Annotated in this window: 33 protein-coding genes; 14 read left to right on the plus strand and 19 right to left on the minus strand. The window is 67.0% G+C overall.

What is annotated here, in order from left to right:
• Positions 1–42 precede the first annotated feature (42 nt).
• The gene (locus IL252_RS16520) at positions 43–1,212 is read right to left on the minus strand and encodes an MBL fold metallo-hydrolase (protein ID WP_170092824.1); all 1,170 of its coding nucleotides are present in this window, start codon (positions 1,210–1,212) and stop codon (positions 43–45) included.
• Positions 1,213–1,290: 78 nt separating this feature from the next.
• Here IL252_RS16520 and IL252_RS16525 point away from each other — a divergent pair, with 78 nt between their 5' ends.
• Positions 1,291–1,905 carry a transcription antitermination protein gene (locus IL252_RS16525; RefSeq protein ID WP_208628916.1) on the plus strand — a complete coding sequence of 205 codons (615 nt, stop codon included), beginning with the start codon at positions 1,291–1,293 and terminating at the stop codon, positions 1,903–1,905.
• Positions 1,906–2,030: 125 nt separating this feature from the next.
• Here the strand turns inward: IL252_RS16525 and IL252_RS16530 are convergent, their stop codons facing one another.
• Entirely contained in the window at positions 2,031–2,318 is a 288-nt protein-coding gene (locus IL252_RS16530; protein WP_208628917.1) for a hypothetical protein, read from the minus strand.
• Positions 2,319–2,414: 96 nt separating this feature from the next.
• Between IL252_RS16530 and IL252_RS16535 the strand changes: the two genes are divergently transcribed.
• Together IL252_RS16535 and nucS are read left to right on the plus strand one after the other, a co-directional pair.
• Complete coding sequence (locus tag IL252_RS16535) at positions 2,415–2,966, plus strand: DUF6735 family protein (RefSeq protein WP_208628918.1); 552 nt, start codon at positions 2,415–2,417, stop codon at positions 2,964–2,966.
• Positions 2,967–2,978: 12 nt separating this feature from the next.
• Positions 2,979–3,716 (plus strand): endonuclease NucS, encoded by a 738-nt coding sequence (gene nucS / locus IL252_RS16540; protein WP_208628919.1) that lies wholly within the window; start codon positions 2,979–2,981, stop codon positions 3,714–3,716.
• A gap of 270 nt (positions 3,717–3,986) precedes the next feature.
• Here the strand turns inward: nucS and IL252_RS16545 are convergent, their stop codons facing one another.
• The 10 genes from IL252_RS16545 to IL252_RS16590 form a co-directional block, all read right to left on the minus strand.
• On the minus strand, positions 3,987–4,733 hold the full coding sequence (locus tag IL252_RS16545; RefSeq protein WP_170092819.1) for an MBL fold metallo-hydrolase: 747 nt from the start codon (positions 4,731–4,733) through the stop codon (positions 3,987–3,989).
• A gap of 52 nt (positions 4,734–4,785) precedes the next feature.
• Positions 4,786–5,169 carry a rhodanese-like domain-containing protein gene (locus IL252_RS16550; protein ID WP_208628920.1) on the minus strand — a complete coding sequence of 128 codons (384 nt, stop codon included), beginning with the start codon at positions 5,167–5,169 and terminating at the stop codon, positions 4,786–4,788.
• A gap of 87 nt (positions 5,170–5,256) precedes the next feature.
• Complete coding sequence (locus tag IL252_RS16555; RefSeq protein ID WP_208628921.1) at positions 5,257–5,826, minus strand: NUDIX hydrolase; 570 nt, start codon at positions 5,824–5,826, stop codon at positions 5,257–5,259.
• Positions 5,823–6,365, minus strand: a complete 543-nt coding sequence (locus tag IL252_RS16560) for an NUDIX hydrolase (RefSeq protein ID WP_208628922.1) — start codon at positions 6,363–6,365, stop codon at positions 5,823–5,825. Before IL252_RS16560 ends, IL252_RS16555 begins: the two co-directional genes overlap by 4 nt.
• Entirely contained in the window at positions 6,362–6,799 is a 438-nt protein-coding gene (locus tag IL252_RS16565) for a hypothetical protein (RefSeq protein ID WP_208628923.1), read from the minus strand. The genes IL252_RS16560 and IL252_RS16565 overlap by 4 nt, the downstream gene beginning before the upstream one ends.
• Positions 6,799–7,212 carry a DUF5809 family protein gene (locus tag IL252_RS16570; protein WP_208628924.1) on the minus strand — a complete coding sequence of 138 codons (414 nt, stop codon included), beginning with the start codon at positions 7,210–7,212 and terminating at the stop codon, positions 6,799–6,801. Before IL252_RS16570 ends, IL252_RS16565 begins: the two co-directional genes overlap by 1 nt.
• Before the next feature lie 23 nt (positions 7,213–7,235).
• Entirely contained in the window at positions 7,236–7,622 is a 387-nt protein-coding gene (locus IL252_RS16575; RefSeq protein ID WP_153554714.1) for a DUF5810 domain-containing protein, read from the minus strand.
• 38 nt (positions 7,623–7,660) lie between these two features.
• Complete coding sequence (gene rimI, locus IL252_RS16580; RefSeq protein ID WP_208628925.1) at positions 7,661–8,152, minus strand: ribosomal protein S18-alanine N-acetyltransferase; 492 nt, start codon at positions 8,150–8,152, stop codon at positions 7,661–7,663.
• Between the two features lie 237 nt (positions 8,153–8,389).
• Positions 8,390–9,556: an enhanced intracellular survival protein Eis gene (eis, locus tag IL252_RS16585; RefSeq protein WP_208628926.1), complete on the minus strand. Its 1,167-nt coding sequence runs from the start codon at positions 9,554–9,556 to the stop codon at positions 8,390–8,392.
• Between the two features lie 367 nt (positions 9,557–9,923).
• Positions 9,924–11,900: an aconitate hydratase gene (locus IL252_RS16590; protein ID WP_153554707.1), complete on the minus strand. Its 1,977-nt coding sequence runs from the start codon at positions 11,898–11,900 to the stop codon at positions 9,924–9,926.
• Positions 11,901–12,163: 263 nt separating this feature from the next.
• Between IL252_RS16590 and IL252_RS16595 the strand changes: the two genes are divergently transcribed.
• From IL252_RS16595 to IL252_RS16605, 3 genes are all read left to right on the plus strand, one after another.
• Positions 12,164–12,628 (plus strand): deoxyuridine 5'-triphosphate nucleotidohydrolase, encoded by a 465-nt coding sequence (locus IL252_RS16595; protein WP_208628927.1) that lies wholly within the window; start codon positions 12,164–12,166, stop codon positions 12,626–12,628.
• A 473-nt stretch (positions 12,629–13,101) separates the two neighbouring features.
• Positions 13,102–13,365 (plus strand): HalOD1 output domain-containing protein, encoded by a 264-nt coding sequence (locus IL252_RS16600; RefSeq protein ID WP_208628928.1) that lies wholly within the window; start codon positions 13,102–13,104, stop codon positions 13,363–13,365.
• Between the two features lie 51 nt (positions 13,366–13,416).
• A complete protein-coding gene (locus IL252_RS16605; RefSeq protein ID WP_208628929.1) occupies positions 13,417–13,803 on the plus strand; it encodes a methylglyoxal synthase in 387 nt (128 codons plus the stop codon).
• Positions 13,804–13,828: 25 nt separating this feature from the next.
• On the opposite strand, the gene IL252_RS16610 is transcribed toward IL252_RS16605, so the two are convergent.
• The gene (locus IL252_RS16610; protein WP_208628930.1) at positions 13,829–14,146 is read right to left on the minus strand and encodes an RPA12/RPB9/RPC11 RNA polymerase family protein; all 318 of its coding nucleotides are present in this window, start codon (positions 14,144–14,146) and stop codon (positions 13,829–13,831) included.
• A 497-nt stretch (positions 14,147–14,643) separates the two neighbouring features.
• Between IL252_RS16610 and IL252_RS16615 the strand changes: the two genes are divergently transcribed.
• Together IL252_RS16615 and IL252_RS16620 are read left to right on the plus strand one after the other, a co-directional pair.
• Positions 14,644–15,348 (plus strand): hypothetical protein, encoded by a 705-nt coding sequence (locus IL252_RS16615; protein ID WP_208628931.1) that lies wholly within the window; start codon positions 14,644–14,646, stop codon positions 15,346–15,348.
• Between the two features lie 175 nt (positions 15,349–15,523).
• Positions 15,524–16,330 carry a hypothetical protein gene (locus IL252_RS16620; RefSeq protein ID WP_208628932.1) on the plus strand — a complete coding sequence of 269 codons (807 nt, stop codon included), beginning with the start codon at positions 15,524–15,526 and terminating at the stop codon, positions 16,328–16,330.
• A 66-nt stretch (positions 16,331–16,396) separates the two neighbouring features.
• Here the strand turns inward: IL252_RS16620 and queC are convergent, their stop codons facing one another.
• The 4 genes from queC to IL252_RS16640 are packed head-to-tail and all read right to left on the minus strand — an operon-like array spanning position 16,397 to position 18,955.
• The gene (queC, locus tag IL252_RS16625; RefSeq protein ID WP_153554703.1) at positions 16,397–17,095 is read right to left on the minus strand and encodes a 7-cyano-7-deazaguanine synthase QueC; all 699 of its coding nucleotides are present in this window, start codon (positions 17,093–17,095) and stop codon (positions 16,397–16,399) included.
• The gene (gene folE / locus IL252_RS16630) at positions 17,088–17,714 is read right to left on the minus strand and encodes a GTP cyclohydrolase I (protein ID WP_208628933.1); all 627 of its coding nucleotides are present in this window, start codon (positions 17,712–17,714) and stop codon (positions 17,088–17,090) included. The genes queC and folE overlap by 8 nt, the downstream gene beginning before the upstream one ends.
• Positions 17,715–17,722: 8 nt before the next feature.
• Positions 17,723–18,499 carry a 7-carboxy-7-deazaguanine synthase QueE gene (locus tag IL252_RS16635; RefSeq protein ID WP_170092803.1) on the minus strand — a complete coding sequence of 259 codons (777 nt, stop codon included), beginning with the start codon at positions 18,497–18,499 and terminating at the stop codon, positions 17,723–17,725.
• The gene (locus tag IL252_RS16640) at positions 18,500–18,955 is read right to left on the minus strand and encodes a 6-pyruvoyl tetrahydropterin synthase family protein (RefSeq protein ID WP_170092802.1); all 456 of its coding nucleotides are present in this window, start codon (positions 18,953–18,955) and stop codon (positions 18,500–18,502) included. It abuts the gene before it with no gap.
• A gap of 79 nt (positions 18,956–19,034) precedes the next feature.
• On the opposite strand from IL252_RS16640, the gene IL252_RS16645 reads away from it, so the two are divergent.
• Complete coding sequence (locus tag IL252_RS16645; RefSeq protein ID WP_153554699.1) at positions 19,035–19,721, plus strand: hypothetical protein; 687 nt, start codon at positions 19,035–19,037, stop codon at positions 19,719–19,721.
• Between the two features lie 8 nt (positions 19,722–19,729).
• On the opposite strand, the gene IL252_RS16650 is transcribed toward IL252_RS16645, so the two are convergent.
• Positions 19,730–20,314, minus strand: a complete 585-nt coding sequence (locus tag IL252_RS16650) for a mechanosensitive ion channel domain-containing protein (RefSeq protein WP_208628934.1) — start codon at positions 20,312–20,314, stop codon at positions 19,730–19,732.
• A 239-nt stretch (positions 20,315–20,553) separates the two neighbouring features.
• On the minus strand, positions 20,554–21,573 hold the full coding sequence (locus IL252_RS16655) for an NADP-dependent oxidoreductase (protein ID WP_208628935.1): 1,020 nt from the start codon (positions 21,571–21,573) through the stop codon (positions 20,554–20,556).
• 221 nt (positions 21,574–21,794) lie between these two features.
• Here IL252_RS16655 and IL252_RS16660 point away from each other — a divergent pair, with 221 nt between their 5' ends.
• From IL252_RS16660 to IL252_RS16680, 5 genes are all read left to right on the plus strand, one after another.
• Positions 21,795–22,331, plus strand: a complete 537-nt coding sequence (locus IL252_RS16660) for a GNAT family N-acetyltransferase (RefSeq protein ID WP_208628936.1) — start codon at positions 21,795–21,797, stop codon at positions 22,329–22,331.
• A gap of 70 nt (positions 22,332–22,401) precedes the next feature.
• The gene (gene trpB / locus IL252_RS16665) at positions 22,402–23,556 is read left to right on the plus strand and encodes a tryptophan synthase subunit beta (RefSeq protein ID WP_170092798.1); all 1,155 of its coding nucleotides are present in this window, start codon (positions 22,402–22,404) and stop codon (positions 23,554–23,556) included.
• A gap of 170 nt (positions 23,557–23,726) precedes the next feature.
• Positions 23,727–24,926, plus strand: coding sequence for a PQQ-binding-like beta-propeller repeat protein (locus tag IL252_RS16670; protein ID WP_208628937.1), 1,200 nt, complete (start codon positions 23,727–23,729; stop codon positions 24,924–24,926).
• Positions 24,927–25,095: 169 nt separating this feature from the next.
• Complete coding sequence (locus tag IL252_RS16675; protein WP_208628938.1) at positions 25,096–25,611, plus strand: DUF6789 family protein; 516 nt, start codon at positions 25,096–25,098, stop codon at positions 25,609–25,611.
• A 54-nt stretch (positions 25,612–25,665) separates the two neighbouring features.
• Positions 25,666–26,385: a creatininase family protein gene (locus IL252_RS16680; protein ID WP_208628939.1), complete on the plus strand. Its 720-nt coding sequence runs from the start codon at positions 25,666–25,668 to the stop codon at positions 26,383–26,385.
• The last annotated feature ends 48 nt before the right edge of the window (positions 26,386–26,433 follow it).

The following is a 26,433-nucleotide window of genomic DNA, read 5'->3' on the forward strand; positions in this document are numbered from 1 at the left end:
ACATCGTCGTGGGATCGATCCGGTACGGACCGACGACCCCGTTCAATCCGCCGTCGCGGCGCAGTTGTTCGGCCCCAGTTCCCACTCGAAGGCGTCGTCGTCGCTCGGCGTCCGTCGGCCGAGGTTGGCTGCGACGATGGCCTCGGCGTTGGCCGGACGCGGCGGGACGTTCTCCGTGACGCGCTCGACGAACGTCGCCTCGTCGACCGCGAAGGCCCACAGCCGTTCTCGGAGCTGGCCCAGCGTCGCCGCGTAGCTGCCGTCGTCGTTCCGGACCGTTCGCTCGCCGACGTGACCCGGCGCGATCAATGTCTCGTCGTCGAACGCGTCCAGCCGTTCGGTCAGCGTCGCGTACAGTTCTCGGGCGAACGCCGCCGCGTCGTCGCTCGCTTCGAGGTCGGGGCGGGCGACGCTCTCCAGAAAGAGGCTGTCGCCGGTCAGCAGTACGTCCCCGACCGCGATGCCGGTCATCCCCGTCGTGTGGCCTGGCAGCGCGACCGTCCGGAGCGTCGTCTCGCCCAGGCTGCGCGCCTCGCCGTCGGCAAGCGTTCCGATGTCGTCGACGACGCCGCGCTCGTGGGCTCTCGCGGGCAGCAGCGCCTCGCCGCCGGTCGCCGCCGCGACCGACCGCAGGCCGCTGACGTGGTCGGCGTGGACGTGGGTGTCGATCACGTACTCGATCGTCGCGTCCCGTCGTGTCGCGTCCGCGGCGTACCGATCGGCGAACGCGCGCAGTGGATCGACGACGGCCGCCACGCCGTCCGCGACGATCTGGTAGCCCAGACAGCCCGAGGCCGGTCGCTGGTACTGGACGATCGTCGTCTCGCCCGCGTCGAGTTCGTGTGCCTCGTACACGCGCGCCCAGCCGTCCATCCCGCCCGCGAGGTTGTGCGCGTCGACGCCGGCCTCCGTCAGCAGCCCGGCGACGTAGGCACTCGCCTCCCCGCGGGCACAGACGACCGTGATCGGCCCCTCGCCCGCGACCTGTGCGGCCAGCTCGTCGACCGAGCCGCGGACCTGTGCCTGCAGGGCCTTCGCGAACGAGTGCTGTGTCGCCGTCACCGACGGCCCGGCGATGTGCCATCGCTCGTACTCGTCGCGGTCGCGCACGTCGAGCAACCGAACCGCCTCGCCGTCGGCCAGCCGTCCGGCCAGCGTCTCGGGGCTGATCGTCGCCGGCTCGACCGGCGGGTCGGGGTAGGACTCGGACATAGCCGTCCGTACGGCCCCGAGAGTGATAAGATGTGACACGGGCCCCGAGGTTAAGGTGTGTCGACCCGTCGTTCCGGTATGGAAGCCGACACGTTCGTCGAGCGGGTCCGTGCGGACAGCGCGACCAAACTCGACCGGCTCGGTTCGGAGAAAGTACTGCTCGCGGCGACGGACGCGAATCTCGAACCCGCCACCGTCCGGGCGACGCTGTCCGGACGCGAGGCGGGCCGACGAGCGGTCTTCGACGCGTGGGCCGACGAGGCAGACGGCCCGGCGGCGGACGCCTTCGAACGGGCCAGCGAGCGCGCGGCAACGCGATACGGAACTCTCTCGGCCGACCTCGACGAGCCGCCGACGGAGACGGCGTGGCCGGTCGTCGAACACCTCCGGGGGCTCGCGGCCGACGCCGAGCGGGCGGGTGCGCTGGTCGCGACCGGCCTCGTCGGTGATCGGACGACCCTCCAGGCGATCAACTTCTTCGTCAACGAGGGCGACGACGCCACGGCCGACGCGTGTCGCAGCGTCCGGTCGTCCCACGGCGAGGACGCCGACGACGGCGCGGCGCTGGTGGTCGCACTCGGAGTCGAGCCCGACCGCGCCCAGCGGGCGGCCGCCGAGACGATCGCCGTCGCGTACGACGACTACGCCCAGCGTCTCGACGCCATGGGGCTGGACCCGCGACCGGTGTGTTGACGCGGGACTCGGGTTCGCCCGGAGCGCCACTTTCGGGCCGGCGATCATACTGCCGGCTGTCACTTCGTGACGAGCTTCGCCACCCCGGGGTGGCGACATCGGTCACAGATGTACAGCCGGTCGTATCAGTAGGGCTGTCGTTGCTCGCTGGGGTGCTCGACGTGGAGTCGCGCACTCGGTAGCTCGGCGACACACTGCCGACAGAAGCGGTACGCACGGTCGTTCTCGGTGCCACACTCCGGGCACCGACAGACGCTCCGGTCGGCTCGATCGGCCACCTCGACCGACGGGGTGTCGGACACGCCGTCGGCGGGCGGCTCGGATCGGCTCGACCGGTAGGCATACAGCAGTGTCAGGAGGTGCGCGAAGAGCAGGCCCGCGATCGCGGCGTACACCCACTCGGTCCCCAACATACGTACGACTACGACGGGTACGTACTTGAGGATTGTGCCATTCAGTGTCACGATCGGCGGCGCGGGTTTATCAGCGAACACGCGCCCAGCGACGCCATGGCACACCGCGCACTGGTCGCCTACCGGGACGGCGACGGCTACCGTCTCCACTACGCACACTGGGGGACGGGGCTGGCCGCTGCGATCACGCCCGAGACGCCGTTCGGTGGCCGACGAGACCGCTCACGGGTCCCGCCCGTTCCCGACCGGATCGCCAACCAGTTCGACCTCGCTTCGAGCCGGGACGACGCCGTCGGGACGCGCGTCGATCCGCGACCGCTGGCCCGGCAGCTGGCCCCCGCCGACGTGCTGGCGGCCGTCGATCCGACGATCGAGGCTCTCGTCGTCGTCGGACCCGCCGACGAGACCAGCACCTACCTCGTCTGTCCGCTCGGTCTCGACGGCGGTGAGCCCCTCGCCGTCGCCGGCCCGACGGCCGACGAGGAACGGCTCCGTCGGACGCTGGTCACCGCAAAGGACCGACTCGGCGAGCTTGTCGACGCCGGGGCACTGTCGCCGGAGCGTGCACGCCGTGCGCTCTGGGAGACGCTCGCGCGACTGGCACCGCTGTACCCGATCGACGACGCGTCCTTTTTACGACCCGACTGACTACGGCCGAGCGTGACGACCCACGGGGACGCGACCGAGACGCTGTCTGACCCGGACTTCGACGCCGCCGGTGACCTCGTCGAACGGGGGATCGACGCGGGAGCGCTGGTGACGCTGTTTGGCCGTTGTCGGGTCGACTACGACGGACGCGCGACGAGTACGCTGGGTCCGGGCGATCGCCACGTCATGCTCAAACCCGACGGCGCGGCGCTGGTCCACACCGACGAGGGGCAGCAGCCGGTCAACTGGCAGCCGCCGGGCTGTGCGCACGCGGTCCGCGTGGTCGACGGCGAGTTCGTCGTCGAGAGCGAGCGATCCTCGCCCGACGAACTGCTCGCGATCGCCTTCGAGTCGCTGGCCCACGTCGGCGTCTTCGATGTGACCGATCCCACCGACCTGTCGCTGACTGGGACGGAGGCGGATCTGCGCGAGCGGATCCTCGACGATCCCGACCTCCTCGAACCCGCGTTTACCCCCCTCGCGACGGAGCGGTCGACGCCCGCCGGTGCAATCGACATCTACGGCGAGGACGCGGACGGGCGAACCGTCGTCGTGGAGCTGAAACGACGGCGCGTCGGACCGGACGCGGTCGGACAGCTCGACCGGTACGTCCAGGCGCTCGGGCGCGATCTCCACGACGAGGCCCAGATCCGAGGGATCCTCGTCGCTCCGTCGGTCACCGACCGTGCCCGCGAGCTCCTGGCCCAGAAGGGACTGGAGTTCGTCTCGCTGGCACCGCCGGAGAACTGATACTGTCGGTACAAGATCGTGGCCCGTCCAGCCAACGAACTCCTCGAAAGACGCGTGGCCGACAGTGTGGCCGCCTCGCCGGCTCTTGTGGGTGTCGAGACTCCACGACCGGGTACCGTCGCCGAGCCGATGCCGGCTCCCGAACACGCTGGCCTTTTTACCGGTGACCCGTTACCTCTCGTCGGTGGCAATGACGAAACGTTACCCCCTCTGAGCCCTTTCTGACGAGAGCTTTCACCAGAGCCACCACTCTCGACTCGCGAGGGGCGGTCACTGCTCGTCGAGTACGACCGGGACGCCAGCGGCCGCCACGTCGGCCGCGAAGGCCCGCGAGTCCGTCGCCAGCGTCGAGAACGTGTTGTAGTGGACCGGCATGACGAGGTTCGGCTCGATGGTCGCGGCCAGCCCCGCGGCCTCGTGGCGGTCCATCGTGAACCGCTGGCCGATCGGCGGGCAGAACAGCGACACGTCGACCGAGCGATGGCCCGGCAACACGTCGGTGTCTCCCGGCCAGAACGCCCGCGTCCCCTCCACGTCGACGAGGAATCCACAGCCGAATCCCTCCGGGTGGTAGGGGGTCCCGTCCGGGCGCGTGTGGGGGCCGTCCGGCTCGTTGTGGGCCGGCGTCGACCAGACGGAGACGCCGTCGACCGAGAGGCTCGTCGTCGCGTCGACCGTCCGCAGTTCGTAGGGCAGTTCGGTGATCGGCGCGAGTCCGCGCTCGCGGTCCTGCCCGTCGATCCCCTCGAAGGCGACGACGGTCGCGTCCTCGCTCGCCACCCGTTCGATGCCGTCGGGGTCGTAGTGGTGGACGTGGCTCACACAGATCACGTCCCCGTCCTCCGGCCGGTAGTCGCGTCCCGGCGGGTGGTTCAGTCCCTCCTCGTCGGGCTCCCACTCGCCGGTGAGGACGCCGTACCGTCCCGGGTCGAAGTAGACGACCGTCTCCTCGCCCGCGAGCCGGATCGTGGCGTAGCCGAGCCACTCGACGGCGAGCCCGTCGTGTCGAACAGTCATTGCCTACGGTACGGCGGGCAGAACACATAAGTCGGCCGTTGACTGGCCGGCGCTAGAACGGGGCGTCTGGCCCCTCGTCGGCGGGCGCTCCCGCGTCTCCCTCCGCCGTCTCCGCCTCGCTGCGTCCGCTCTCGATCGGTCCGTCCCACGCCGACAGGCCGGGGCCGAAGCTCTCGGCTCGGCCGGAGAACTCCTCGTAGGAGGCGATCAGCCGCGCGGCCTGGACGCTCGATTTCCCGTGCGGACAGACCGTCACGACCCGCTCCGCGCCAGCGAACTGCTCGATGTCGTCGACCAGCTGCTGGAGCGGGACGTTCTCGCTGCCGGGGATGTGTCCCCGCTCGTACGCGCCGGGCGAACGGATGTCCACGACGCGCGCGTCGGTGCCGTTTTCGAGTATCGCTTCCAGCTCCTCGTGGCCGATTTCCCCGTCCATTAGCGAACGCTGGGTGCTGGGCTCCCTTACGCCTCACGGTCGATACTCGCACTGTGTGGCTGTTCTGGGAGCGTGCGTCGCCGACGACTACAGCAGTCCGTCCTCGCGAGCGAGCAGGATCGGCGTGAGCGCGAAGCCGTTGACCGCCCCCTCCCGTGACCGCAACACGTCGACGGCCTCGTCGACGGGGACTGTCAGGGTCTCGATGACTTCGCCCTCGTCCGGGTCGGGTTCACCCGCCACCAGGCCCGTCGCGAAAAAGACGTGTCGGACGTAGCGGGTCCACCCGGAGGGGACGTACGAGTCGACGTAGCTGAGTTCCTCGGCGCGGTAGCCGGTCTCTTCGCGGAGTTCGCGGCGGGCGGCCTCGATGGGTTCCTCGCCGTCGTCGATCCCGCCAGCGGGGAGTCCCAGCGACCGCAGCCGGAACCGCGGGCGGTACTGCTCGACGAAGACGAGTTCGTCGTCCTCGGTCGGCGCGACGACGATGACGGCGTCGGACGGCTCCAGCCAGTAGTAGTCCGCGAGCGCTCCGTCCGGCCGCTCGACCCGGTCGTAGCCGGCCTCGAAGAAGGGCGTCTCCCAGACGACGACGCTCTCTCGGACCGGCCACTCGGGATCCGGTCGGTCCCAGGGATCTCGTGGCTCCTCGCTCACAACAGCCCCTCCGCTCGCGCGAGCAAGATTCCCTCGATCGTGGCGTCGTTGGCCGGTTCGTTGCGGGCCACGTCCAGTGCGTCCGCGATGGGGACGGTCGTGACTGTGAGGAACTCGTTGTCGTCGAGGTCCGACTCGACCGGTTCCAGTCCCTCGGCGAAGACGATCCCTCGCCGGTGTCTGAGGACGCCGGTCGAACACCAGAACTCTTCCAGCAGCGAGACGCCAGCGGCCTCGAAGCCGGTCTCCTCGCGGAGTTCGCGCCGGCCAGCCTCGGTGTAGGACTCGCCGTCCTCGACGATGCCCGCCGGCAACTCCAGACACTGCTCGCGGATCGTCGGCCGGTACTGATCGACCAGGAGCAGTTCGTCGCCGCTGCGAGCGACCACGACGACGGCGTCGGGTAGCTCGGCCCAGTAGTACGCCTTCTCGCTCCCGTCCGGTTGTCGGACGCGATCGTAGCCGCCGGTGTACCAGCCGGTCTCGTACTCGGTCTCGGAGTCGACGATCGGCCACTCGTGGGTCGGCTCGCGTGTCATGGTCGGTCCTGTGTGACGCCGATACGATAAAGCGTCCCGTTGCGTGCCACGCGCACCGACTCGCCGTCGGCCGCCTGTGGGTTGCGCTGGCGCAGCGCCGCCAGTTCGTCGAACGGCGAGTGCGTGAACGCGCCCTTGATCCCGACGGGACCGCGCCAGTAGGGTTCGGAGTAGCCCGTCTGATTCGCGCCCGCGTCGGCGATGGCCGTCGTCGTGAACGGGTGGGTCCGTTCCGAGAGCGTGTCGCCACCGACGGCCGTCGCGTCCGGTCCGGCGGTGACGTTCGTCTCGTTGGCGTCGACCTCGCCGACCGGCGTCGCACTCACGTAGTAGGGATCGCCGCTGCGAAGCAGCGACGGCGCTGCCCCCAGCGCGAGCAAGAGGACCAGGACGACCCCGATGCCCAGCAGGAGGTTCCGGGTGACCGTCCGCATCAGACCACGTCCTGGTAGATCCGAGCGACGGCCTGTCGACGCAGCGTCGTGACGGCGGCCGCTTCCTCCGCCTGGAACGTCGCCGCGACGGCCTGCTCGGCGAACGGCGGGGCGTGCCAGGCCACGGCGTCGACGTTGTCGGCACCGACGACCTCGACCTCGTGGTCGGCCGACTCGCGCCACTCGTCGAACGCCTCACGGGTGCCCACTCGCACCTGCAGGGCCTCGCCGAACATGGCCTCGCGGGCCGTCTCGACGACATCGCTGGTCACCCGCTCGTCGTACTCCTCGCTGTCGAACGCCATCGACTTGGCGACGGCCTTGACGACGACCTGTGCCGTCGAGCCAAGCGCCTCGTAGCGCTCGCGTGCCTCTCGGGCGGTCTCCGGTAGAAACGTCCCCTCGGTGTGCATACCCCCGCTTGGTCTGGCGGGGACTACTCGGTTTCGTCTGCCGACTCGGACCGTTCCGCGTCCTCCTCTTGCATCGCCTCGGTCATCTCGCGCGCTTCTTCGAGAATCTCAGCTGCCTCGTCGTCGAGCTCCCCGCTGGCGCGCTCGCGGGCCTGCTGGGGGTCGATGCCGTGGCCCTGTCCGTGCTGGTGGTCGTGGCCGCCGGCCTCGAAGGGAAACTCCGTCTCCGCGGCCAGTTCGACGACCTCGGCGGCCAGTTCGTCTTCGCCGTGGTCCCCCCAGTCGGGGACGTGTTCGTCGAGCCAGTCCTCGTGGTCGCCGCCGCCGGTCAGCGCCGTGAACGCGAGGTGGTTCGCCAGGTGGCCGGCGTCGGCCTGTGGCTCCTCGCAGACGGGGCAGGCATAGCCCATACGGGGACAGAGTGCCCGAGACGGGTATAAACTGTCGATTACCCGTCGTCCAGCGCCCGGATCATCACCAGTGCGTCCTCGCCATTGCCGTAGTAGTTGGGGATCGTCCGACGGTGTTCGAAGCCGAACGACCGGTACAGCGAGCGTGCGGCCGTGTTACCGACTCGAACTTCGAGCTTGACTGAGCCCGTTCCGGCGTCTTCGAGCACGTCGATGGCACGCCGGAGCAGTCGTCGACCGATCCCCTGTCCGCGGTACGCTTCGTCGACCGCGAGGTCCTTGACGTGGCCCAGCGGCGTCCCGTGGTTGGGGACGGTGTCGGCGACGACGTAACCGAGCAGTTCGGGCTCGTCGTGGCGCTCGTCGACGGCAACCAGAAAGCCGGGTTCGCCGACGTAGCTCTCGAACGCGGAGAACGGCCAGGGCTGTGGGAACGCGGCCGACTCGATCCGATGGACCGCCAGCAGGTCCGACCGCGTCGCGGGACGGACCGTCGGCGGCTCCGTATCGCTGTCGGGAACGGTCGTCACTGGCGCTCTCTACGTCGCGGGCTCACTAATGGATGGCGGCCTCCGGATTCTCGGTGATCGTTACCCCCTCTATTCTTTGGTCCTGGGACACGGGACATGTTCGCTCCTGCGACCGGCGTGTGCGTTTCACATCGTGCCAAAAAGCTCTTAACTATCAAGGACGCAAGAGTAAACGCACCCAACTGGGTGCTACCCCCACATCCCCCCAACCATCCCACCCCACTTTCGTTTTCGTCGCTAGAAGAAATCGCTCACGTACACGTCTCGCGCCCCGAACGTCCCGCTCAGCGCAGCCACGGCGTCGTCGGTCGCAGTGACGTTCTCGCGGGCCGCCGCCGTCTCGATCGACAGCGTTCCGACGTACAACTGTGCCAGGACGGCCGAGTCGACCACGAGACCGGGCTCGTCGATCGTCGCTGCGGGTTCGAGTCGCCGGCACGTCAGGTCCGGTTCGACCCGGAACTGCCCGTCGTTGCTGGGCGCGAGCGGATCGGTCACCTCCATCGTCACCGCTTCGGCCGGCCCTCGCTCGGCCGGGAGCGTCTCGATCGCCGTCGGTACGTCGACGACGTACCCGCTCGCCCCCGGCTCGACCGACGCCTCGACGGCGTCGGGGTCGGCGGCCTCTCTGAGCAGCCGGCGTTCCCGCGGACACGCCCACTCCACGCGGTCGGCCTGTGGAGCGTGGCGTTCGAGGAAGCCAAGCAGCTGTCGGCGCGCCCGCTCGCTCCGGGTGGCCAGCTCCTCGACGGTCAGCGTCTCGGCGTCCCGATCGAGCCTGTAGACGACGTAGCCCGCGGGCCCGTCGTCCTCGTCCGGCGTCCAGGTGTAGGCCCACGCGTCGTCGAGCACCCGCTCGCGCCACCACCGCTCGGTTCGTCGGAGCGCCAGCTCGTAGTCGCTGGCGTCGGCCTCCCACACCGCTTTGAGGCATCCGAAGTCGTCCGGTCCGACGCGCTCGAAGCGTCCCGCCGGGCCGGGATCGGCCATCGCCTCGGGAGGGAAGGCGTAGGCCGTTTGGGTGTGGACCAGTCCCCACCCACGCTCCCGGTAGTAGTCGATCGACGCGGGCCACAAGACTGCGTAGGACAGCCCGCGGTCGGCGAACTCTCCGACGGCCGCACGGAGGAGCCGCCGTCCGTATCCTTGCCCGCGGTGTTCCGGCGGCGTGACGAACCCCCTGATCCCGCCGATCGTCCGCCACGTGCCCGCGAGACGCACGTCGATCTCCAGCAGCGCACAGATCGACCGGAACCGCCCGTCTTCGACGTAGGCCCACCGCTCGCCCAGCGCCCGCGGCACCGTCTCGTCCGGATCGGGGACGCCGCCGTCGCCCCAGACGTGATCTTTGATCCGCCGGTGTGTCGCCCGTTCGTCCTCGGTGACGCTGCGGAACGTGCCCATGGTGTCGAGGCGGCGGCGAGGTCAACAAGCGTTGGGGTCTACCGACCGTGGTCGTCTCGTCGCCGCGTTGCCGTCGCTTCCCGTCACCGGACTCCGGCAAAAATGTGTGCGGTTCGTGTCGTCCCGATCGGACGCGGTCTCTCGCTGCTCCGATCACGAGGGCGAGGTTCTTCGCTACGCTCAGAACCTCGCTCGCCTCACGGCGCGTGCGAGGCGGTTTCACCGCCTCGGCATCGCGGCGCAACGCGCCGCGCATGCGCCGTTCGGCTGTTGGAGACCCCTCGCTGCGCTCGGCGTCTCGCTGCTCGCGTGTCGCTTCGCTCCCGCTCGCAATAACGAGGTTCTTCGCTACGCTCAGAACCTCGCTTCAGTCGTCTGCGGGTGCCGCGCCGCTGTCGTCCTCGTACTGCTGTTTCGTGTGGGTGAGCTTGCCACCGGAGGCGAGGAACCGGCGCTCGCGCTCGGAGGCGTCCAGCGTGGCGCTCGCTTCCCAGTCGTCGTTGACACGGATGGTGAACTCCGTCTCGCCGGACTGGATGGCGTCGGCCACGTCGGTGACGATCTCGACGTCGTCGCCCTGCTCGATCTGCTCGTAGGTGTCCGCGTCGATCTCCAGGGGAACGATCCCGAAGTTGAAGAGGTTCGCCTTGTGGATGCGGGCGAAGCTCTGTGCGAGGACGGCGTCGATGCCGAGATACATCGGACAGAGGGCCGCGTGTTCGCGCGAGGAGCCCTGCCCGTAGTTCTCGCCTGCGACGAGGACGCCGCCGTCGTTGTCCTTGGCGCGCTGGGCGAAGGTGTCGTCGACACGCGAGAGCGTGAAGTCGCTCAGCTTGTCGATGTTCGAGCGGAACTTGAGGATGTCCGCCGTCGCCGGGATGATGTGGTCGGTGGTGATGTTGTCCTCCATCTTGAGGAGCGCCTCACCCTCGATGTCCGATCCCAGCGGGTCCTTCAGCGGCACGTCGCCGATGTTGGGGCCCTTGATGAGCTCGTCGTCGACAGCCTCATCGGGCGCGATGAGGTCCGACTCGGAGTTGCCGATGTACTCGTCGGGCAGCTCGATGCCCGGCGCGTCCAGATCGCCGAGTTCGTCGGCGAGGTTGCGCGGGTCGACGATTTCGCCTTTGAGTGCCGCCGCGGTGGCGACCTCGGGCGAACAGAGGTAGACGGAGTCGTCCTCGATACCGGAGCGACCCTCGAAGTTGCGGTTGAAGGTCCGCAGCGAGACCGAGTCCGAGGCCGGGACGTGACCGATGCCGATACAGGCACCACACGTCGCTTCCGAGAAATTGACGCCAGCGGCCATCATCTCCGCGGTCCAGCCCTCGCGAGCCAGCATCTCGGAGGCCTGCTTGGAGCCGGGCGCGACGATCATCTCGGTCTTCTTGTCGACGTTGCGATCCTCCAGCATCTTCGCGGCCGGGAGGATGTCCTCGTAGGCACCGTTCGTACAGGAGCCAATCATGACCTGCTCGACGTCGACGCCCTCGACTTCCTCGACGGGGACGACGTTGTCGGGCATGGACGGCTGTGCGATGAGCGGTTCGAGATCCGAGAGGTCGACGACGATCTCGTCGGCGTACTCGGCGTCGTCGTCGGGCTGGAGCTCGACGTACTCGTCTTCGCGACCGAGGCGCGAGAGGTAGTCCTCGGTCTGCTCGTCGGTCGGGAAGATCGAGGTGGTCGCACCGAGCTCGGTCCCCATGTTTGTGATGGTCGTCCGCTCGGGGACGGTCAGGCTCTCGACGCCAGGGCCGGTGTATTCGAGCACCTTGCCGACGCCGCCCTTGACCGAGAGCCGGCGGAGCAGTTCGAGGATGACGTCCTTGGCGGTCGCCCACTCGGGCAGCTCGCCTTCGAGGCGGACGTTGACGACCTCGGGCATGTCGATGTAGTAGGCACCGCCACCCATGGCGACGGCCACGTCGAGGCCGCCCGAGCCGATCGCGAGCTCGCCCAGGCCGCCGGGGGTCGGCGTGTGGGAGTCCGAGCCGAGCATCGTCTTGCCGGGCGCGGCGAAGTTCTCCTTGTGGACGTTGTGACAGATACCGTTGCCGGGCCGGGAGAAGTGGGCACCGAAGGTCCCAGCGGCCGAGCGCAGGAAGCGGTGGTCGTCCGTGTTCTTGAAGTCGAACTGGTAGGTCTGGTGGTCACAGTACTGGGCGGCCAGTTCCGTCTGGACCTCTTCGAGTCCCAGCGCTTCGAACTGGAGCCACACGAGCGTTCCAGTCGTGTCCTGTGTCAGCACCTGGTCGATTTCGATCCCGATCTCCTCGCCGGGCGTGAGTTCGCCTTCGACGAGGTGATCGTCGAGGATTTTCTCCGTGAGCGTCTGTCCCATAACGTCCGTGAGTCGACGGCGCGCGCGTATAAATCCCGCGTATTCCCGCGAGTTTTCGAGCGGTGTCTGCCGAATTGTGGCCTTTTGTGCCGGTCAGCTGCCGGATCTGATCAGTTTCTCGCGACTCTCACCGACGATCTTTGCCGATCGTTCGATACTGCTCGGGAAATCCGAACCATTGTTCATCCGGATTCCCCTCGCGTCCCTCGGTTCGACGTGCCGGTCTCGGAAGGCTCATGACGCTGGTTACCGACCGATCGGGCATGTACAAGAGCGGACGTTTCGTCGCCGAGGCGCTGGGTGACCTGCGACCCGAACAGGTCCAGCCAAACGGCGTCGACCTGACGCTCGCGGCGGTGTCCGAACAGGTCGAGACGGGTCGGATCGAACGCGGCGACAAGCACGTCGGTGACCGGACCGAGATCGAGCCCGACGACGGCGTCTACCGACTCGAACCCGGCGCGTACGTCGCCGAGTACGGCGAACGGGTCGCCGTCCCCGAGGGCCACGTCGGCTTCGTCTACCCGCGCTCGTCGCTGATACGCAACTCCTGTATGCTCCACACCGCCGTCTGGGACGCCGGCTACGAGGGCCGCGGCGAGGGACTCCTCGAAGTCCACCACGAGATCGAACTCGAAGCCGACGCCCGGATCGCACAGTTCGTCCTCGCCGAGGCCGCCCACGAGGAGACCTACGAGGGTTCTTACCAGCACGAGAAACTCGACTGATACTGCCAGCTGTCTCTATGGTGTCCGGTCGTAACTCGGTAGTTGCGACTCGGATCCGGACGGACAGGTGGCAGTATGGGATTGCCAGCTGTCTCTATGGTGTCCGGTCGGAACTCGGTAGCTACGACTCGGATCACAGACGGACAGGTGGCAGTATGAGGGTACCAGCTGTCCCTGTAGTGGCGGGTCGTGACTCCGACGCCGGGCGGTCGGCGAAAGAACTATGACGTGGTGCCGTGTACCGCACAACTGCATCACTTCGGAGGTGATGCCAGGGCAGCGGCTCCCGTACACTGCGAGAACGGCTGCCTCAATTCGTCAGTCTGGTCACTGGGTCGGCACGCGCTGTTCGCGGCCGACCTATTTTCGTTCGCCCAGTCACAACGCTCGACGGCGGTCTCGTTGTTTCCGGTTGTTTCAGAGCCAGAAACTACTCGTACTGGATTATATGTGTCGCGGCCGTTCGACCGCGTATGGACTCGGACGACAGTACAGTGTACATGATTCGTGGGGACACCGGGGACGAGTGGGTCACTCCGACGCCGGCCGAAGACGTGATCGTCGAGTCGCTGCTCTCGGCCAGCGAGCTGACGGCGGCGGAGATCGACGATCTCGGGAGCTACGTCGACGCCGACGAGCTGGCCGCGGTCGTCAACGGCAGCGACGAGGCGATCACCTTCGCGGTCGAGAGCTACGACGTGACCGTCACCAGCGACGGCGACGTGACCGTCGAGTAGCCCCCGGCGGCGTGCATCACACCTATAGACGAGGGGCACCACCCACTCGCTATGACGCGCGTCGCGCTCATCGCACACGACGAGAAGAAGCCCGACATCATCGATCTGGCACGGGAGTACGAGACGCTGCTGGAAACCTTCGACGTTGTCGGGACCGGCACCACCGGCAAGCGCATCACCGAGGCGACGAATCTGACCGTCGAGCGCAAGGAGTCGGGACCGGTCGGGGGCGACACCCAGATCGGTGCCGAGGTCGTCGACGGTCGGATCGACGGCATCGTCTTCCTCCGGGATCCACAGACCGCCCAGCCCCACGAGCCGGACATCTCGGCGCTCCTGCGGATCTGTGACGTTCACGACGTGCCCCTGGCGACGACCGAGACCGGCGCGGTGTACCTGCTTAACGGGCTGGCCGAGGACGTCGAGTTCGAGCTGTAAGCGGCGGGGCTGGCGAGACGGCGCGTCAGGACTCGCGCCACTTGTGACCGCACTCGACGCAGGTGAACAGCCGAACCTCGTAGGAGCCACCCGGCTTCGGCATCATCTCGTAGTAGGCCTCGTCGCTGTCGCAGTCCTCGGCCGGACAGGGCTCTTGCATCGTCTCGTCGGAGTCTTGGGTCGCGTCGGCCACGGCCGGTGCCCCGTCGTCCCGCTGTCCGTCCTGGGTCGTCATCGCCGCTTCTGCCTGCGAGTCTCTCGACTCCTCGTGCTCACAGGAGCGACACACCCACGCGTCGCCCTCCGTGTGCATCATCGAACCACACTCGTCACAGAATTGCATGTACTGTCGAAAGACACGGTTGGGATACATGTTCTAAATTCCGATCCCGCCGTGGATTCCGGGCGACTGCTTGTGCTGACTGTGCTGAGCTACCGAAGCGGCGGCGTTTTTGCATCGGCTCACAGAGAAGCACAGTCTCCCCGATACAGCGCTTCCCGTCGACGGTGGTTGCCATCTGACTGCCCTCACGCGCCACAAATCAATCCGTCTCGACTCTCGAACTCGGAACCACGTCAAAAAACGATTCCAGGACGTCACCACCCGAATTGACTGCTTCTATACCTACTGGTGGGGGCAGTCAAGCAAGCGCCGGACGTGGATACGACCCTTCAGGTGCCCGGATATCACGAACGCCTCAAGTAAGCGCTCGGTGGACAAACGCCCGCTGCGAAGATCTAGAACTAGACAGTAGCTTCTATTGGGGCCGTATGTTGGTTAGATATGTAATACTAAACATGAATTTTATAATATAAGAATCCAAACTATCGGCTGTAGAGATGGAAGATACCAACCAGAACGTCACACGACGGAGATTGCTCGCATCGAGCGCAAGTGTTGCAGTCGCCGGATCACTCGTTAGCGGCTCTGCAGTTGCCAAGAAGCAAAACCGCCGGCGATCGCAGGCCGAAGGACTCGAAACAGAGCAGCTGACTGACGCGATTACCATCGCAAACGGCAAAGCGAAAGTAAAAGGCTGGGCACGCAACTCTGAGGAGGCTACGCTGTCAGTTGCAGCACAAGGTGGGGGATCCGTGGAGTATACTGCCAGTGAATTCGCCGAACACATCAATCTGGGCGTCGAAAACGGTTACTGGACAGTGAACAAGACCGGTGGGCAACTCGATTTTGATCTGACGGACAAAGGGCGGAACCTCGTCGAAGAACACACACCCGTTGGAGGACCGATTCAACTCCAGGGATGTGGCGGTAAGAATACTATCGAAAATGGCGTCTATTACTTTGATTCCAACTCTCTCGATGATATTATGACCGGTATCAGAGGGAGTGGGGCTGTTATTACGATCGCCGGTATCATCGTGGGGGCTCTCACGGCCGCCACGATGGGACCGGCCGTTTTCGCTATTGCTGGTGTACTTATTGGCTTTGGTGCAGGCGAACTCGGTCAGATAAGTAACGGCTGTGGGATCAAAGTGGATCCCAATGCTTCGAACGAGGTCCAACCGCAGGAGTGTGACTGCTGACTAGATAACGACACTTCCTGCAGTCGGATTGAGGTAAGATATTTCACCCGATTGCTTTTATGCCATCCCGATTCGTGCTGTTGTATACAGACTCAAAACTATGGATTCGCTCCCGGAATCAGATCGTCTGACTGCTAAGTTTCGGGTTCTCGTCGGAAGCTATGTGGCCGCTCTGATGGGTCCCGTTACTACCCTCCTGATTGTCAAGCAGTTCGATCTACGCAGTTGGACGGTCGCACTTGGTCTACTCGGTGCTGTCAGCACTTTGCTGGCTTCTCTCACGATTGTCCTCGTTCACCGTCGGATTCGTCTGCTTGCGCGGCTTAACGCAGGTTGGCTACCCTGGATGCTGCCGCTTGCCGGATTCGTTCCAGTATTTGTATATTACTTCGATGTTATCGAGCTGTCCTTTTACTTGTATGTCGGAGCCGAGGGCGGAATTGCGGCCACTGTTCTCGGCGGTGTCGGATTCGCTCTCGGCGTCGTTGCCTGCTGGCTGGGTGAATTGATACTTCGCACCGCTCGTAATCAGGTAGCTTCTCTGAGCGTTTCAGACGGGGATATAACAGTAGAGTGGACCGCAGCGTGGCCACTGGCTCACAAACTCAAGACGCAAATTGGCGTGGTGATACTCTGCGTGATGGCTGTCGGTCCGATCGCAATCTGGTATTCACCCCAGACGATCGTATACGCGGCACCGGGCGTGGTCACGATCGTTCTCGTCACGAACTCGCTCTTATCAGACCGTACCTACAGAGTGAATTCGTCAGGATTAGAACATCGACGTACTGGTAGATTGTTCGATTATCGGCAGTTCATACCGTGGTCTCAATTCAGGGACTATTCGGTCAAGGACGGTTCGATCATATTACACCGGCGATCGGCATACCCGAGTCTCCGGTTCTCACGGCGTGACATTCGCTCCAACGAGGATGATATCGTAGATGCCCTCGAAGAACATATCCCTCGCCACAATCTGTAACGTGTCCTTAGCTTAGAATCGCTACTGTCTCCTTGACCGGTCTCGTTCGAAACCGACCATCGCACCCTACTCCGTGTAGTCGGGTCGCTCGGCGTACTCGACGGGGTCGCGTTCGCCGAGGTTCTGGAACGCCTGGAGTCGGAAGGCACAGGCGTCACAGGTCCCACAGGCCGGGGGCGACTCGCGGTAGCAACTCCAGGTGTCCTCGTAGGGCACCCCGAGTTCGAGTCCGCGCTCGGCGATGTCGGTCTTGGACCACTCGACGAAGGGCGCGACCAGTTCGATCTCGGTGTCTGGCTTCGTGCCGACCTCGATCACCCGCTGGAACGCCTCGAAGAACTGTGGGCGGCAGTCGGGATACCCCGAGAAGTCCTCGGAGTGAGCCCCGATGAACACCGCCGAACAGTCGTTGGCCTCGGCGTAGGAGACGGCCATCGACAGGAGGTTCGCGTTCCGGAAGGGGACGTACGAGGTCGGGATCTCGTCGCTGTCCAGATCGGCGTCGGCCACGGCCATCTCCTCGTCGGTCAGCGAGGAGGCCCCGATCTGCGTGAGGTGGCCGGTCTCGACGTGGAGGAAGTCGGCCGCGTCGACGTGGTCGGCAAGCGCCTCAGCACACGCGCGTTCGGTTTCCTCGGTCGCCTGGCCGTAGCTCGTGTGCAGGAGGTACAGCTCCTCGTAACCCCGTTCGGCGGCCTCGTATGCCGCGGTCGCGCTGTCCATCCCGCCCGAGGCCAGCACCACGGCGCTGTCGGTGTCACTCATGTTTCTTGACGGCGTCGGTGAACCGCTCGCGTTCGGTCGTCGTCGGCGTCCCGACGACCGAGCGAGTCGTCGTCGTGGTGGCCGTCTCGACGCCGCGCATGGCCTCGCACATGTGGGTGGCCTCGATCTCGACCAGCACGGTCGCGGCGTCCAGTTCGGAAGCCAGTCCGTCGGCGATGTCGCGCGTCAGTCGCTCTTGCATCGAGGGCTTGCGGCCCTGCCAGCGGACGTACCGGACCAGCTTCGAGAGGCCGACGACCCGCCCGTCCGGTCGGTAGGCGACGTGTGCCGTCCCGTGGTAGGGCAGCAGGTGGTGCTCACAGAGGCTGTAGACCGGGATACCGGTCTTGACGACCAGCCCCTCCTGATCGGCTTCGAAGGTCCGCATCGTCGGCTTCTCGGCCTCGCGGTTGGCCTCGCTGAACGTCTCGAACAGCGCGGGCACCCGGCGCTGCCAGGTGGCTTCGAGGCCGTCCGCGGTCGGGTCCTCGCCCATCGATTCCAGCAGGAGGCGGGTGCCTTCCTGTGCTTTCTCCCAGTCGATACCCTCGCCGTCGGGGACTGCGGCCGGAGCGTTCGTCGCCTCGGTCGCGTCCTCCATCGTTGTCTCGTCGGTCATGATGTGTTTCAGGTGCCCGGGGCGTCGTTCCAGAGGTCGACGTGGAGTCGCGGCGTGTATCGGTAGCCACGTTCCAGCGCGAGGTCGGCCACGACCCCGCGCGTCTCGTCGAGGTCCGAACGCGTCTGCCCCTCGGGCATCAACAGCACGTCTGCGTCGTCGATCGTCGTCTCGGTTCGCTCTCGAAGCTCCTCGACCGTCCGGTCGATCTCCGCCACGTCGTCGGGACCGGTGACGACGAACTTCAGCTGGGTCGGGTAGCGCTCGACGAGCGTCGCCAGCGCCTCGTGGTCGAGGCGGCGCTGCTCGTGGCGCTGCTCCCAGTCGCCCTCGCCGGTCGGGTCCCGCTCGGGGGTCGGCGTCGAGGACGCCAGCTTCGGGCTGACACTCGCCAGGTCGATCGGCGCGTCGACGGCGACGGTCCCGTTGGTCTCGACGGTGGTGTGGTACCCTCGCTCGTCGAGTCGCTCCAGCAGGTCGAGAGTCTCCTCGTGGATCAGCGGCTCGCCGCCGGTCACCACGACGTGGTCGGCGTCGTAGCCCTCGATCTCGGCGACGATCTCGTCGATCGTCAGCCAGGCGTGGCTGGGCTCCCAGGAGGTGTGATAGGAGTCACAGAACCAACACCGGAGGTTACAGCCACTCGTCCGGACGAACACCGACGGGACCCCCGCCAGCTTCCCCTCGCCCTGGAGCGAGTGAAACAGCTCGTTGATCGGCAGGGCGTCGGCCTCTGGCGGCGTCTCGGCCGCGCCCTCCGCGACCGGATCGGCGTCGACGGGCATCTACGGCCCCGCTGCGAGTTCGCCCGTCTCGCGGACGGTCACACCCACGTCGCTGACGGTGTCCGGAAGTGATTCTGCGAGTCGCTCTTCGAGGACGATCGCCATCACTTCCGCAGTCGGCGGGTGGTCGAGCACGACCAGCGCGTCGCCGTCGCCGCTGCGCTCGAAGGCGTCGACGAGGGGATCGCCCGCTTCGACGAGGAAGCGGTGGTCCCAGTCGTCGATGGCGTCGGTCACGTCGCCCTTGTCGACGACCCACCCCTCCGCCGTGAGCGCCCCGGTCACCCGGACCGTCACCTCGTAGTTGTGGCCGTGGGGCCGACTGCACTTCCCGTCGTGGTGCATGATCCGGTGGCCCGTGCTGATCCGGATGGGACGGTCGCCGCCGACGACGAGTTCTCGCTCGCCCGCGTCGGCGATCGCGTCCGACCGCTCGGTCGATAATCCTTCAGCCATATCTGGGTATTACTCTGGGGGTGCTTAAAACGTCCGAACCGCCGAAACCGATAGGGGGATCCGGCCCTCACGGGCAGACGTGACACGCGCTGCCGTCAGGGACGGGTTCGAGCGGTACGTCAACGGACTGGCCAGCAAGACGAGCGACGCCTTCAGTATCTCCCGGGCGTTGCGCAGCGCCACCGGTCCGGAGGGGGCGGTGATCGATCGCCTCCTCTCGCACAGCGAAACGGTCGACCGGAAGATCGTCCAGCCAGAACTGCAGTCCTACCGGGACGCGATCCTCCACCAGTTCGACGCGGTCCTCTCCTATGCCGCCAGCGACGACGACTTCGAGGCCTTCGCCGACGAGATTCTGGCCCGCGACCTCTACTGGGACGCACTCCGATCCGACATCTCACCGGACCGCAAGCGCGAACTCCGCGAGACGCTGCTGGCTCGCCAGCGACGCATGGGCGACGCCGTCGCGCCGCTGGTCGCCGCCGACGCGGAGTCGCTGTGGGCCGCCGCGGCGACCGCCTACGACTGGGAGGCGACGACGGACCTGATCGACGCCCAGTTTGCCTTCACCGAACCGCTGCACGCCTCGCCCGAGGCCTACGCACTGACTATCGACATCGACCCCGGCGACCTGCTGGGCGGGCTGGCACGCGCGCTCCCGTCGATCACGGTCGACTACACCGACGAGGCGCTGCGGGCGATGACCCAGGCCGAGGCGTTCGTCGTCGATCGAGCGAAAGCCGACGCCGAATCGCACTTCGCGTAGTCCGCGCCTCAGCGGCCCGCATCGAGGTCCTGGTCGGCCCGAGCGTGGCGCGTCCAGCGCTTCTCGACGTCGCGGTTGGCGACGACCACGAGGTTCCCTTCGTCGGTCTCGATCCGGGTCTTCCGGAGGTCGATACTCACGAGCCGGCCCGTCACCGACGCGGTCTCGACGCGGTCTCCCTCCGAGAAGTCCTCGTCTTGCAGGAGGTACACCCCTGCGACAGTGTCGGCGATCATCTCTTTGAGTGCGAACGCGACACCCAGCCCGATGAAGCCGCTGGCGGTGCCGAGGCTGGCAGCGACATCGCCCAGCCCCACGACCTTCAGGAGCCCCAGGGTCGCCCCGAACCACAGGAAGATCCCGACGACGGTGACTACGAGGTCAACGATTAGCTGCTCCTCGTCCCGGTAGAGCCGATCGACGACCGATCGGACGACCGACAGCACGAGCTTGATCGTGAGATAGGCGAGCACGAGAAAGAGCAGTCCCGACAGCAGCCGCGGCACTGCCGCGACGATCCCGTCGACGAACTTCGAGAGGATGGCGCTCGTCGACGGCTCGACGGTCGGCGCTTGCGTCGCTTCTTGCAACATGGCCTCGACTACGCCTCACGCCCGAAAGAGCGTGGGGGTGTCGGCGAGCGAGCCGACTCCTCATACTACCGGCTGTACATCTGTGAACGATTTCGCCACCCCGGGGTGGCGAAGATCGTCACGAAGTTACAGCCGGCAGTATCACGCGACGCCAGCGGCGCACGCTCCGTGACGGTCGGCACGGTCCCGCGGTGGTCGTGACGAGAGCGCGAACCGCTGTCCGGACGACTGCGGCTGTGTCAGGCGTCCCGCTCGGCGACTTTCACCAGCTGCTTGCCGATGTTCTCGCCCTCGAAGAGGCCGAGGAAGGCGTCGGGGGCGTTCTCCAGGCCCTCGGTGACGGTTTCGCGGTACTGGACGTCGCCGGTCTGGACCCACTCGCCCAGCTGCCGGGTCGCGGCCTCGAAGCGGGGCTGGTAGTCGCCGACGAGGAACCCTTCGACGGTGGCGCGTTTCTCGACCAGCGTCGCCAGCTTGCGGGGGCCGGTCGGGAGTTCGGTCGCGTTGTACTGGGAGATCTGCCCACAGACGGCGACGCGAGCGTCGACGTTGAGTCGGGTGAAGACGGCGTCGGTGATCGGGCCGCCGACGTTGTCGAAGTAGGCGTCGACGCCGCCGGGGGCCGCCTCGTCGAGTGCCGCTCCGTAGTCGTCGGTGGCCTTGTAGTTGATGCCGGCGTCGAAGCCGAGTTCGTCTTCGAGGAACTGGACCTTCTCGTCGGAGCCGGCGAAGCCGACCACGTCAGCGCCCTGGAGGCCCGCGATCTGGCCGGCGACCGAGCCGACCGCGCCCGCCGCGCCGCTGACGACGAACGTGTCGCCCGCGGTCGGCTGTGCGATCTCTTTGGTCCCGAAGTACGCCGTGCGACCGGGCATGCCCAGCACGCCCAGCGCCGTCGAGATCGGGGCCAGCTCGGGGTCGATGGGGTACAGCTCCGTCCCCGGCGCGGTTGCGTAGTCGGCCCATTCGAGTTCGCCCGTGACGACGGTCCCCGCTTCGAGGCCCGCGCCGTTGGACTCGACGACTTCCCCGACGACGGCGGCCTCCATCGGATCGCCGACGCCCCACGGATCGGCGTAGGACTCGCGGGCGTCCATCCGACCGCGCATGTAGGGGTCGACTGAGAGGTACAGCGTCCGGACGAGTGCTTCGCCGGGGCCTGGCGTCGGCACGTCGCGCTCTGCCAGCTCGAAAGTGTCCTCGTCCGGTCGTCCGTCGGGTCGCTCCGCAAGCAAGAAGACGCGGTTGGTGTCTGACATCGGCCTCACTTCGGCGGGCACCCGGAAGTGGCTTCGGACACCGCACGTCCGTTTGTGTGCGTTGTTGGGCGCGAAGTGAATCACTATCCAGCGCCAGCCGGCAGGCTGATACTCCCGGCTGTACGTCTGTACCGAATTTTGCGACCCCGTCGTCGCGAATCTCTTGAAACAGTTACAGCCGGCAGTATGAAGCCACTCGCCGAACACTCCCTGACAGAGCGATGGCGAGCGAGCTGACCCTCCGACAGTACGACCCGCGAGACGTCCACGCTGTCTGGGAACTCCACGAGTGGGCGATGCGGGTCGCCGGCACCGATCCGGCGGACGTGCCCGGCACCGACGACCTCCGGGCAATCGAGACGCAGTACCTCGACGCGGGCGGGGAGTTTCTGGTCGGTATCGGGGACGGCGAAGACGACAGCGACGCCGCCGTCCCAGAGACGTTCGACGGACCGGTGGTCGCGATGGGCGGGCTCTTGCCCTCGGAGTCTGGCCACGACGACGAGCGGACGGTCCCCGGCGCTGCCGAACTCCACCGGATGCGCGTCGCCCCGCCGATGCAGGGCCGTGGCCACGGCCGAGACCTGCTGACGACTCTCGAACGACGGGCGGCCCAGCTCGGTTTCGAGACGCTGCTGGCGACGACGGCCGTCCGGCAGGAAGCGGCGGCACGGTTCTACCCCGCTGCGGGCTATCGCGAGGTCGACCGCTCGGTACAGGGCGAGTACGAGCTGATCCACTTCGAGAAGACGCTGTGAGCGCGCCGCCGTCGCGGCGGGCTGTCTCACGATAGAAGATTTAAGACCGCGGGCGGTAGAGGGTCCGCATATGTCTGACGGCGACTTCGCGGGGTACGGCGGCCGCCACGTCCCCGATCCGCTGGTAGCACCGCTCGAACAGCTCGCGACGACCTACGACGACATTCGAGAGACGACGGCGTTCCAGACGGAGCTCCGGGACCTGCTCGAATCGTTCGCCGGGCGACCGACGCCCCTGTTTCACGCGGAGACGCTCAGCGACCGCTGGGGTGCGGAGATCTTCCTCAAGCGCGAGGACCTGCTCCACGGCGGGGCCCACAAGATCAACAACACGCTCGGACAGGCGCTGCTGGCCAAACAGGCCGGCAAGGAGCGACTGATCGCCGAGACCGGCGCGGGCCAGCACGGCACGGCGACGGCGATGGCCGGCGCGTTGCTGGACCTCGACACGGAGATCTACATGGGCAAGAAAGACGTCGAGCGCCAGCGGATGAACGTCTTCAGGATGCGCCTGATGGGTGCGCAAGTCAACGAAGTGACCCAGGGCGAGGAGGGGCTGGCCGAGGCCGTCGACGTCGCTCTGGAGGACTTCGCTCACAACGTCGACGACACCCACTATCTCGTGGGCAGCGTCGTCGGCCCCGACCCGTTCCCGCGGATGGTCCGGGACTTTCAGAGCGTCATCGGCGAGGAGGCCCGCGAGCAGTTCCGCGAACGCACGGGTGAGTTGCCCGACGCTGCGGTGGCCTGCGTCGGCGGCGGATCGAACGCGATGGGGCTGTTCCACGCCTTCCGGGACGACGACGTGGCCTTCTACGGCGGCGAGGGCGGCGGTGAGGGTGCCGACTCGGAGCGCCACGCCGCGCCGCTCGCGGCGGGCTCCGAGGGCGTCCTCCACGGGATGAAGACGCGGGTCATCGACGACGACGTGTCTGTCCACTCCGTCTCGGCGGGCCTGGACTACCCCGGCGTCGGCCCGGAACACGCCATGTTCCGCGAACTCGGCCGCGCACAGTACCGCGGAATCACCGACGAGGAAGCGCTCGACGCGTTCCGCGAACTCTCCGAGTCCGAGGGAATCATCCCCGCACTGGAGACGAGCCACGGCCTCGCGCTCGCGAAGCAACTGGCCGAGGACGGCGACCACGAGACGATCCTCGTGAACCTCTCCGGCCGGGGCGACAAGGACATGGCACAGGCCGCAGAGCAGTTCGATCTCGCCTGATACTGCCGGCTGTCCGTCTGTGCAGCATTTCGCGACCCCGTGGTCGCGGCTCTCTCGAAACAGTGACAGCCGGCAGTATGACACTGTCGTGTGGCCGACTTCGCCACTCTCGTCGCGGCTCCGCTGCTCGATTCCGCCGGATTTATCAAAATATTATTTCAAGCGCTAGTATGGATCGACGGACGTTCCTGACGACGACCTGCGCTGGCACGGCGGCCCTCTCTGGATGCCTGTCGGCGCTTCCGTGGACGAGCGGGGGGAACACGCCACTGCCCGAGGTCCCCGGCGGTTCCTGGACACAGCACGGGGCGGACGCCGCCAACACGTTCGCCCCGGCCGTCTCCGCGCCCTCGCGGGCGGCCTTCGCGTGGACGTCTTCGGCGTTCACGCGCTGGGACCCGGTTATCGCCGACGGCACGATCTACACCACGAACTTCGATCCCAGCAACGACGGCAGTGCCATCGCGCTCGACGCACAGGACGGCACCGAACAGTGGCGAACGACGCTCGACAGGGAGGGCCGTCACGGACGCGCCCTCCTCGACGGACGGTTCGTCGTCGCACACGACTCCGGCCTCGTCGCCCTCGACCGACAGGAGGGAGGCGTCGACTGGGAGCGCGCCGTCGAGGGGATCGACACGTCGCTTGCGCAACTGCTCGCCGTCGCGGCGTCTGGGACGATCGTCGTTCCGTACGCCGACGGCCTCAAGGCGTTCGGGGCGACGGACGGCGAACGGCGCTGGAAAACGCCCGAACTGCCGGGCCAGCGGGTCACACCCGCCATCGCCGACGGGACGATCTACGCCGTCGGCAGCGTCGACGGGACAGACACGCTCGCCGCGCTCGCGCTCGCCGACGGATCGGTCCGCTGGACGCGCTCGCTCGACGGACGGGCCCCGAGCGCGCCGGTCGTGACCGACCACGGCCTCCTCGTCGTCGACGACCGGACGCTCGTCGTCCACGACCGGGAGACGGGCGACCGCCGCAGCGAACTCCACTCGTTCGACTACGACGGGACGACCTTCGACGCGACGGTCGCTACCGACGGCACGACGGCGTTCGTGACCAGCGACGACGGACTCACCGCCGTCGACATCGCCGACGGAACGACCCGGTGGCACTACGACGAGTGGGTGTACACCGACGGCTTCTCGGTCGGGACCGAGACCGTGGTCGCGATGGCCGACGGCGGCGAGTCCACCGACCGGACGATCACCGCGTTCGACCGCGAGACGGGCGAGGCGCGCTGGGACTACGTGATGGACGGCTTCCACACGCCCTCGATCGGACCGATCCTCGCCGACGGTGCCGTGTTCTTCGCGACCAGCAGCAGCGACGGCCTCGTCGCCATCGGAGACGTTCCGGAGTGACACCGCCGATACGTTGCGGGACGACTCGCCCTTCCGGGTGACGACGCGGGCCACAGACGAACGGCCGACGGTCCGACCCTTTCGAACTCTCGCGCCCGATCTCCGGCAAACTCGTGAACCGTCTAACACGTTCGGGGGATTTTTACTGCTTGGTACGGTATACCACGGCATGTCTGGTCCATCGCACGGCGTCGACGATCCGGTCGACGAACTGAGCGAAACCGAGGAGTTCGACAGCCTGATCGGTATCGTCGGCGACGGCGTCGTCGGCGCGGCGGGCGGACTCGTCGGGACGGCGCTGTCGACGGTCGTCCTCCTCATCGCGGAGAGCCTCGGCGTCTTCGAGCGGTCGGCGTTCGCGCTGTTGACCGAACTCGTCGGTATCGAGGAACTGGTCCCACCGATCCTCGCGGGCTATCTCATCTTCCTCGCCGGTGGGATGGCCCCCTGGCCGCTGCTGTACGCCTCGCTGAAGGGGTACCTGCCCGGTCGTCGAGACCCCGTCAGCGGCGCGTTCTTCGGGTTCGCGATCTGGACCGGCTTCGTACTGGGCTTTTACACCGGCCAGTCTGGCCTCGCGCTCGTCGGCTACGCCGTCCTGACGCTGCTGGCACACGTCGTCTACGGCGTCGGCCTCGGACTCGTCTTCGAGTACTTCCGGACCCGGCCCAACTCGATCGTCTGATCTCGCGGCGGCCGAGAGCGGTACGCTTGTCTCCCTCGCCGGCCACACACGCGTATGCACCTCTCTGAGGCCACCTGGACCGACGCCGCGGATCTCGACACGGACCTGGCCGTCCTCCCGGTCGGCAGCACCGAACAGCACGGCCCCCACGGCCCGCTGGGGACCGACGTTCTCACGGCCGAGGCCGTCGCCGAAGCCGGGGCCGAGGCCTACGACGGCGAGGTCGTCGTCGCGCCCGCGATCCCGGTCGGCGTCGCCGAGGAACACCGCCACTTCGCTGGGACGCTGTGGGTCGGCGAGGACACCTTCCGGGACTACGTCGGCGAGACGATCGCGAGCCTCGCCAGCCACGGCTGGGATCGGGTCGTCGTCGTCAACGGCCACGGCGGCAACGTCGACGCGCTCCGGGAGATCTGCGGGCGAGTCACCCGCGACGGGACGGCCTACGCGGTCCCGCTGACCTGGTTCGACGCCGTCGACGCGCCGGACATGGGCCACGGCGGCCCGGTCGAGACGAGCCTCCTCCTGGCGACCGACCCCGAACTCGTCCGGAGCGCCCGCCTCGAAGCCAGCGCGGCCGACGCCGCCGACTCGTGGGGCGAGTTCGAACACGGCGTCAATCTGGCCTACGACACCGAGGCGTTCAGCGAGAACGGGACGGTCGGCGATCCGCGAGCGGCGAGTGCCGACCGCGGCGCGGCGTTGCTCGACGCGGCGAGCGAGGCGCTGGCGGACGTGCTGGCGAGCGTTAGAGACCGCTGTCGTAACAATTGAAACGATTTACACACCGATCGCACTGCTGTCGTGCGATCGGGTGTGCAT

The sequence above is a fragment of the Halomicrobium sp. IBSBa genome, from assembly GCF_017612575.1.
Lineage (GTDB): Archaea > Halobacteriota > Halobacteria > Halobacteriales > Haloarculaceae > Halomicrobium.

Excerpts from the sequence above, each read along its gene's own strand:
- IL252_RS16520 (WP_170092824.1), bottom strand. The coding sequence starts at position 1,212 with ATGTCCGAGTCCTACCCCGACCCGCCGGTCGAGCCGGCGACGATCAGC.
- IL252_RS16525 (WP_208628916.1), top strand. The coding sequence starts at position 1,291 with ATGGAAGCCGACACGTTCGTCGAGCGGGTCCGTGCGGACAGCGCGACC.
- IL252_RS16530 (WP_208628917.1), bottom strand. The coding sequence starts at position 2,318 with ATGTTGGGGACCGAGTGGGTGTACGCCGCGATCGCGGGCCTGCTCTTC.
- IL252_RS16535 (WP_208628918.1), top strand. The coding sequence starts at position 2,415 with ATGGCACACCGCGCACTGGTCGCCTACCGGGACGGCGACGGCTACCGT.
- IL252_RS16545 (WP_170092819.1), bottom strand. The coding sequence starts at position 4,733 with ATGACTGTTCGACACGACGGGCTCGCCGTCGAGTGGCTCGGCTACGCC.
- IL252_RS16550 (WP_208628920.1), bottom strand. The coding sequence starts at position 5,169 with ATGGACGGGGAAATCGGCCACGAGGAGCTGGAAGCGATACTCGAAAAC.
- IL252_RS16560 (WP_208628922.1), bottom strand. The coding sequence starts at position 6,365 with ATGACACGCGAGCCGACCCACGAGTGGCCGATCGTCGACTCCGAGACC.
- IL252_RS16565 (WP_208628923.1), bottom strand. The coding sequence starts at position 6,799 with ATGCGGACGGTCACCCGGAACCTCCTGCTGGGCATCGGGGTCGTCCTG.
- IL252_RS16570 (WP_208628924.1), bottom strand. The coding sequence starts at position 7,212 with ATGCACACCGAGGGGACGTTTCTACCGGAGACCGCCCGAGAGGCACGC.
- IL252_RS16575 (WP_153554714.1), bottom strand. The coding sequence starts at position 7,622 with ATGGGCTATGCCTGCCCCGTCTGCGAGGAGCCACAGGCCGACGCCGGC.
- eis (WP_208628926.1), bottom strand. The coding sequence starts at position 9,556 with ATGGGCACGTTCCGCAGCGTCACCGAGGACGAACGGGCGACACACCGG.
- IL252_RS16590 (WP_153554707.1), bottom strand. The coding sequence starts at position 11,900 with ATGGGACAGACGCTCACGGAGAAAATCCTCGACGATCACCTCGTCGAA.
- IL252_RS16595 (WP_208628927.1), top strand. The coding sequence starts at position 12,164 with ATGTACAAGAGCGGACGTTTCGTCGCCGAGGCGCTGGGTGACCTGCGA.
- IL252_RS16600 (WP_208628928.1), top strand. The coding sequence starts at position 13,102 with ATGGACTCGGACGACAGTACAGTGTACATGATTCGTGGGGACACCGGG.
- IL252_RS16605 (WP_208628929.1), top strand. The coding sequence starts at position 13,417 with ATGACGCGCGTCGCGCTCATCGCACACGACGAGAAGAAGCCCGACATC.
- IL252_RS16610 (WP_208628930.1), bottom strand. The coding sequence starts at position 14,146 with ATGCAATTCTGTGACGAGTGTGGTTCGATGATGCACACGGAGGGCGAC.
- IL252_RS16615 (WP_208628931.1), top strand. The coding sequence starts at position 14,644 with ATGGAAGATACCAACCAGAACGTCACACGACGGAGATTGCTCGCATCG.
- IL252_RS16620 (WP_208628932.1), top strand. The coding sequence starts at position 15,524 with ATGGGTCCCGTTACTACCCTCCTGATTGTCAAGCAGTTCGATCTACGC.
- queC (WP_153554703.1), bottom strand. The coding sequence starts at position 17,095 with ATGAGTGACACCGACAGCGCCGTGGTGCTGGCCTCGGGCGGGATGGAC.
- folE (WP_208628933.1), bottom strand. The coding sequence starts at position 17,714 with ATGACCGACGAGACAACGATGGAGGACGCGACCGAGGCGACGAACGCT.
- IL252_RS16635 (WP_170092803.1), bottom strand. The coding sequence starts at position 18,499 with ATGCCCGTCGACGCCGATCCGGTCGCGGAGGGCGCGGCCGAGACGCCG.
- IL252_RS16640 (WP_170092802.1), bottom strand. The coding sequence starts at position 18,955 with ATGGCTGAAGGATTATCGACCGAGCGGTCGGACGCGATCGCCGACGCG.
- IL252_RS16650 (WP_208628934.1), bottom strand. The coding sequence starts at position 20,314 with ATGTTGCAAGAAGCGACGCAAGCGCCGACCGTCGAGCCGTCGACGAGC.
- IL252_RS16655 (WP_208628935.1), bottom strand. The coding sequence starts at position 21,573 with ATGTCAGACACCAACCGCGTCTTCTTGCTTGCGGAGCGACCCGACGGA.
- IL252_RS16660 (WP_208628936.1), top strand. The coding sequence starts at position 21,795 with ATGGCGAGCGAGCTGACCCTCCGACAGTACGACCCGCGAGACGTCCAC.
- trpB (WP_170092798.1), top strand. The coding sequence starts at position 22,402 with ATGTCTGACGGCGACTTCGCGGGGTACGGCGGCCGCCACGTCCCCGAT.
- IL252_RS16670 (WP_208628937.1), top strand. The coding sequence starts at position 23,727 with ATGGATCGACGGACGTTCCTGACGACGACCTGCGCTGGCACGGCGGCC.
- IL252_RS16675 (WP_208628938.1), top strand. The coding sequence starts at position 25,096 with ATGTCTGGTCCATCGCACGGCGTCGACGATCCGGTCGACGAACTGAGC.
- IL252_RS16680 (WP_208628939.1), top strand. The coding sequence starts at position 25,666 with ATGCACCTCTCTGAGGCCACCTGGACCGACGCCGCGGATCTCGACACG.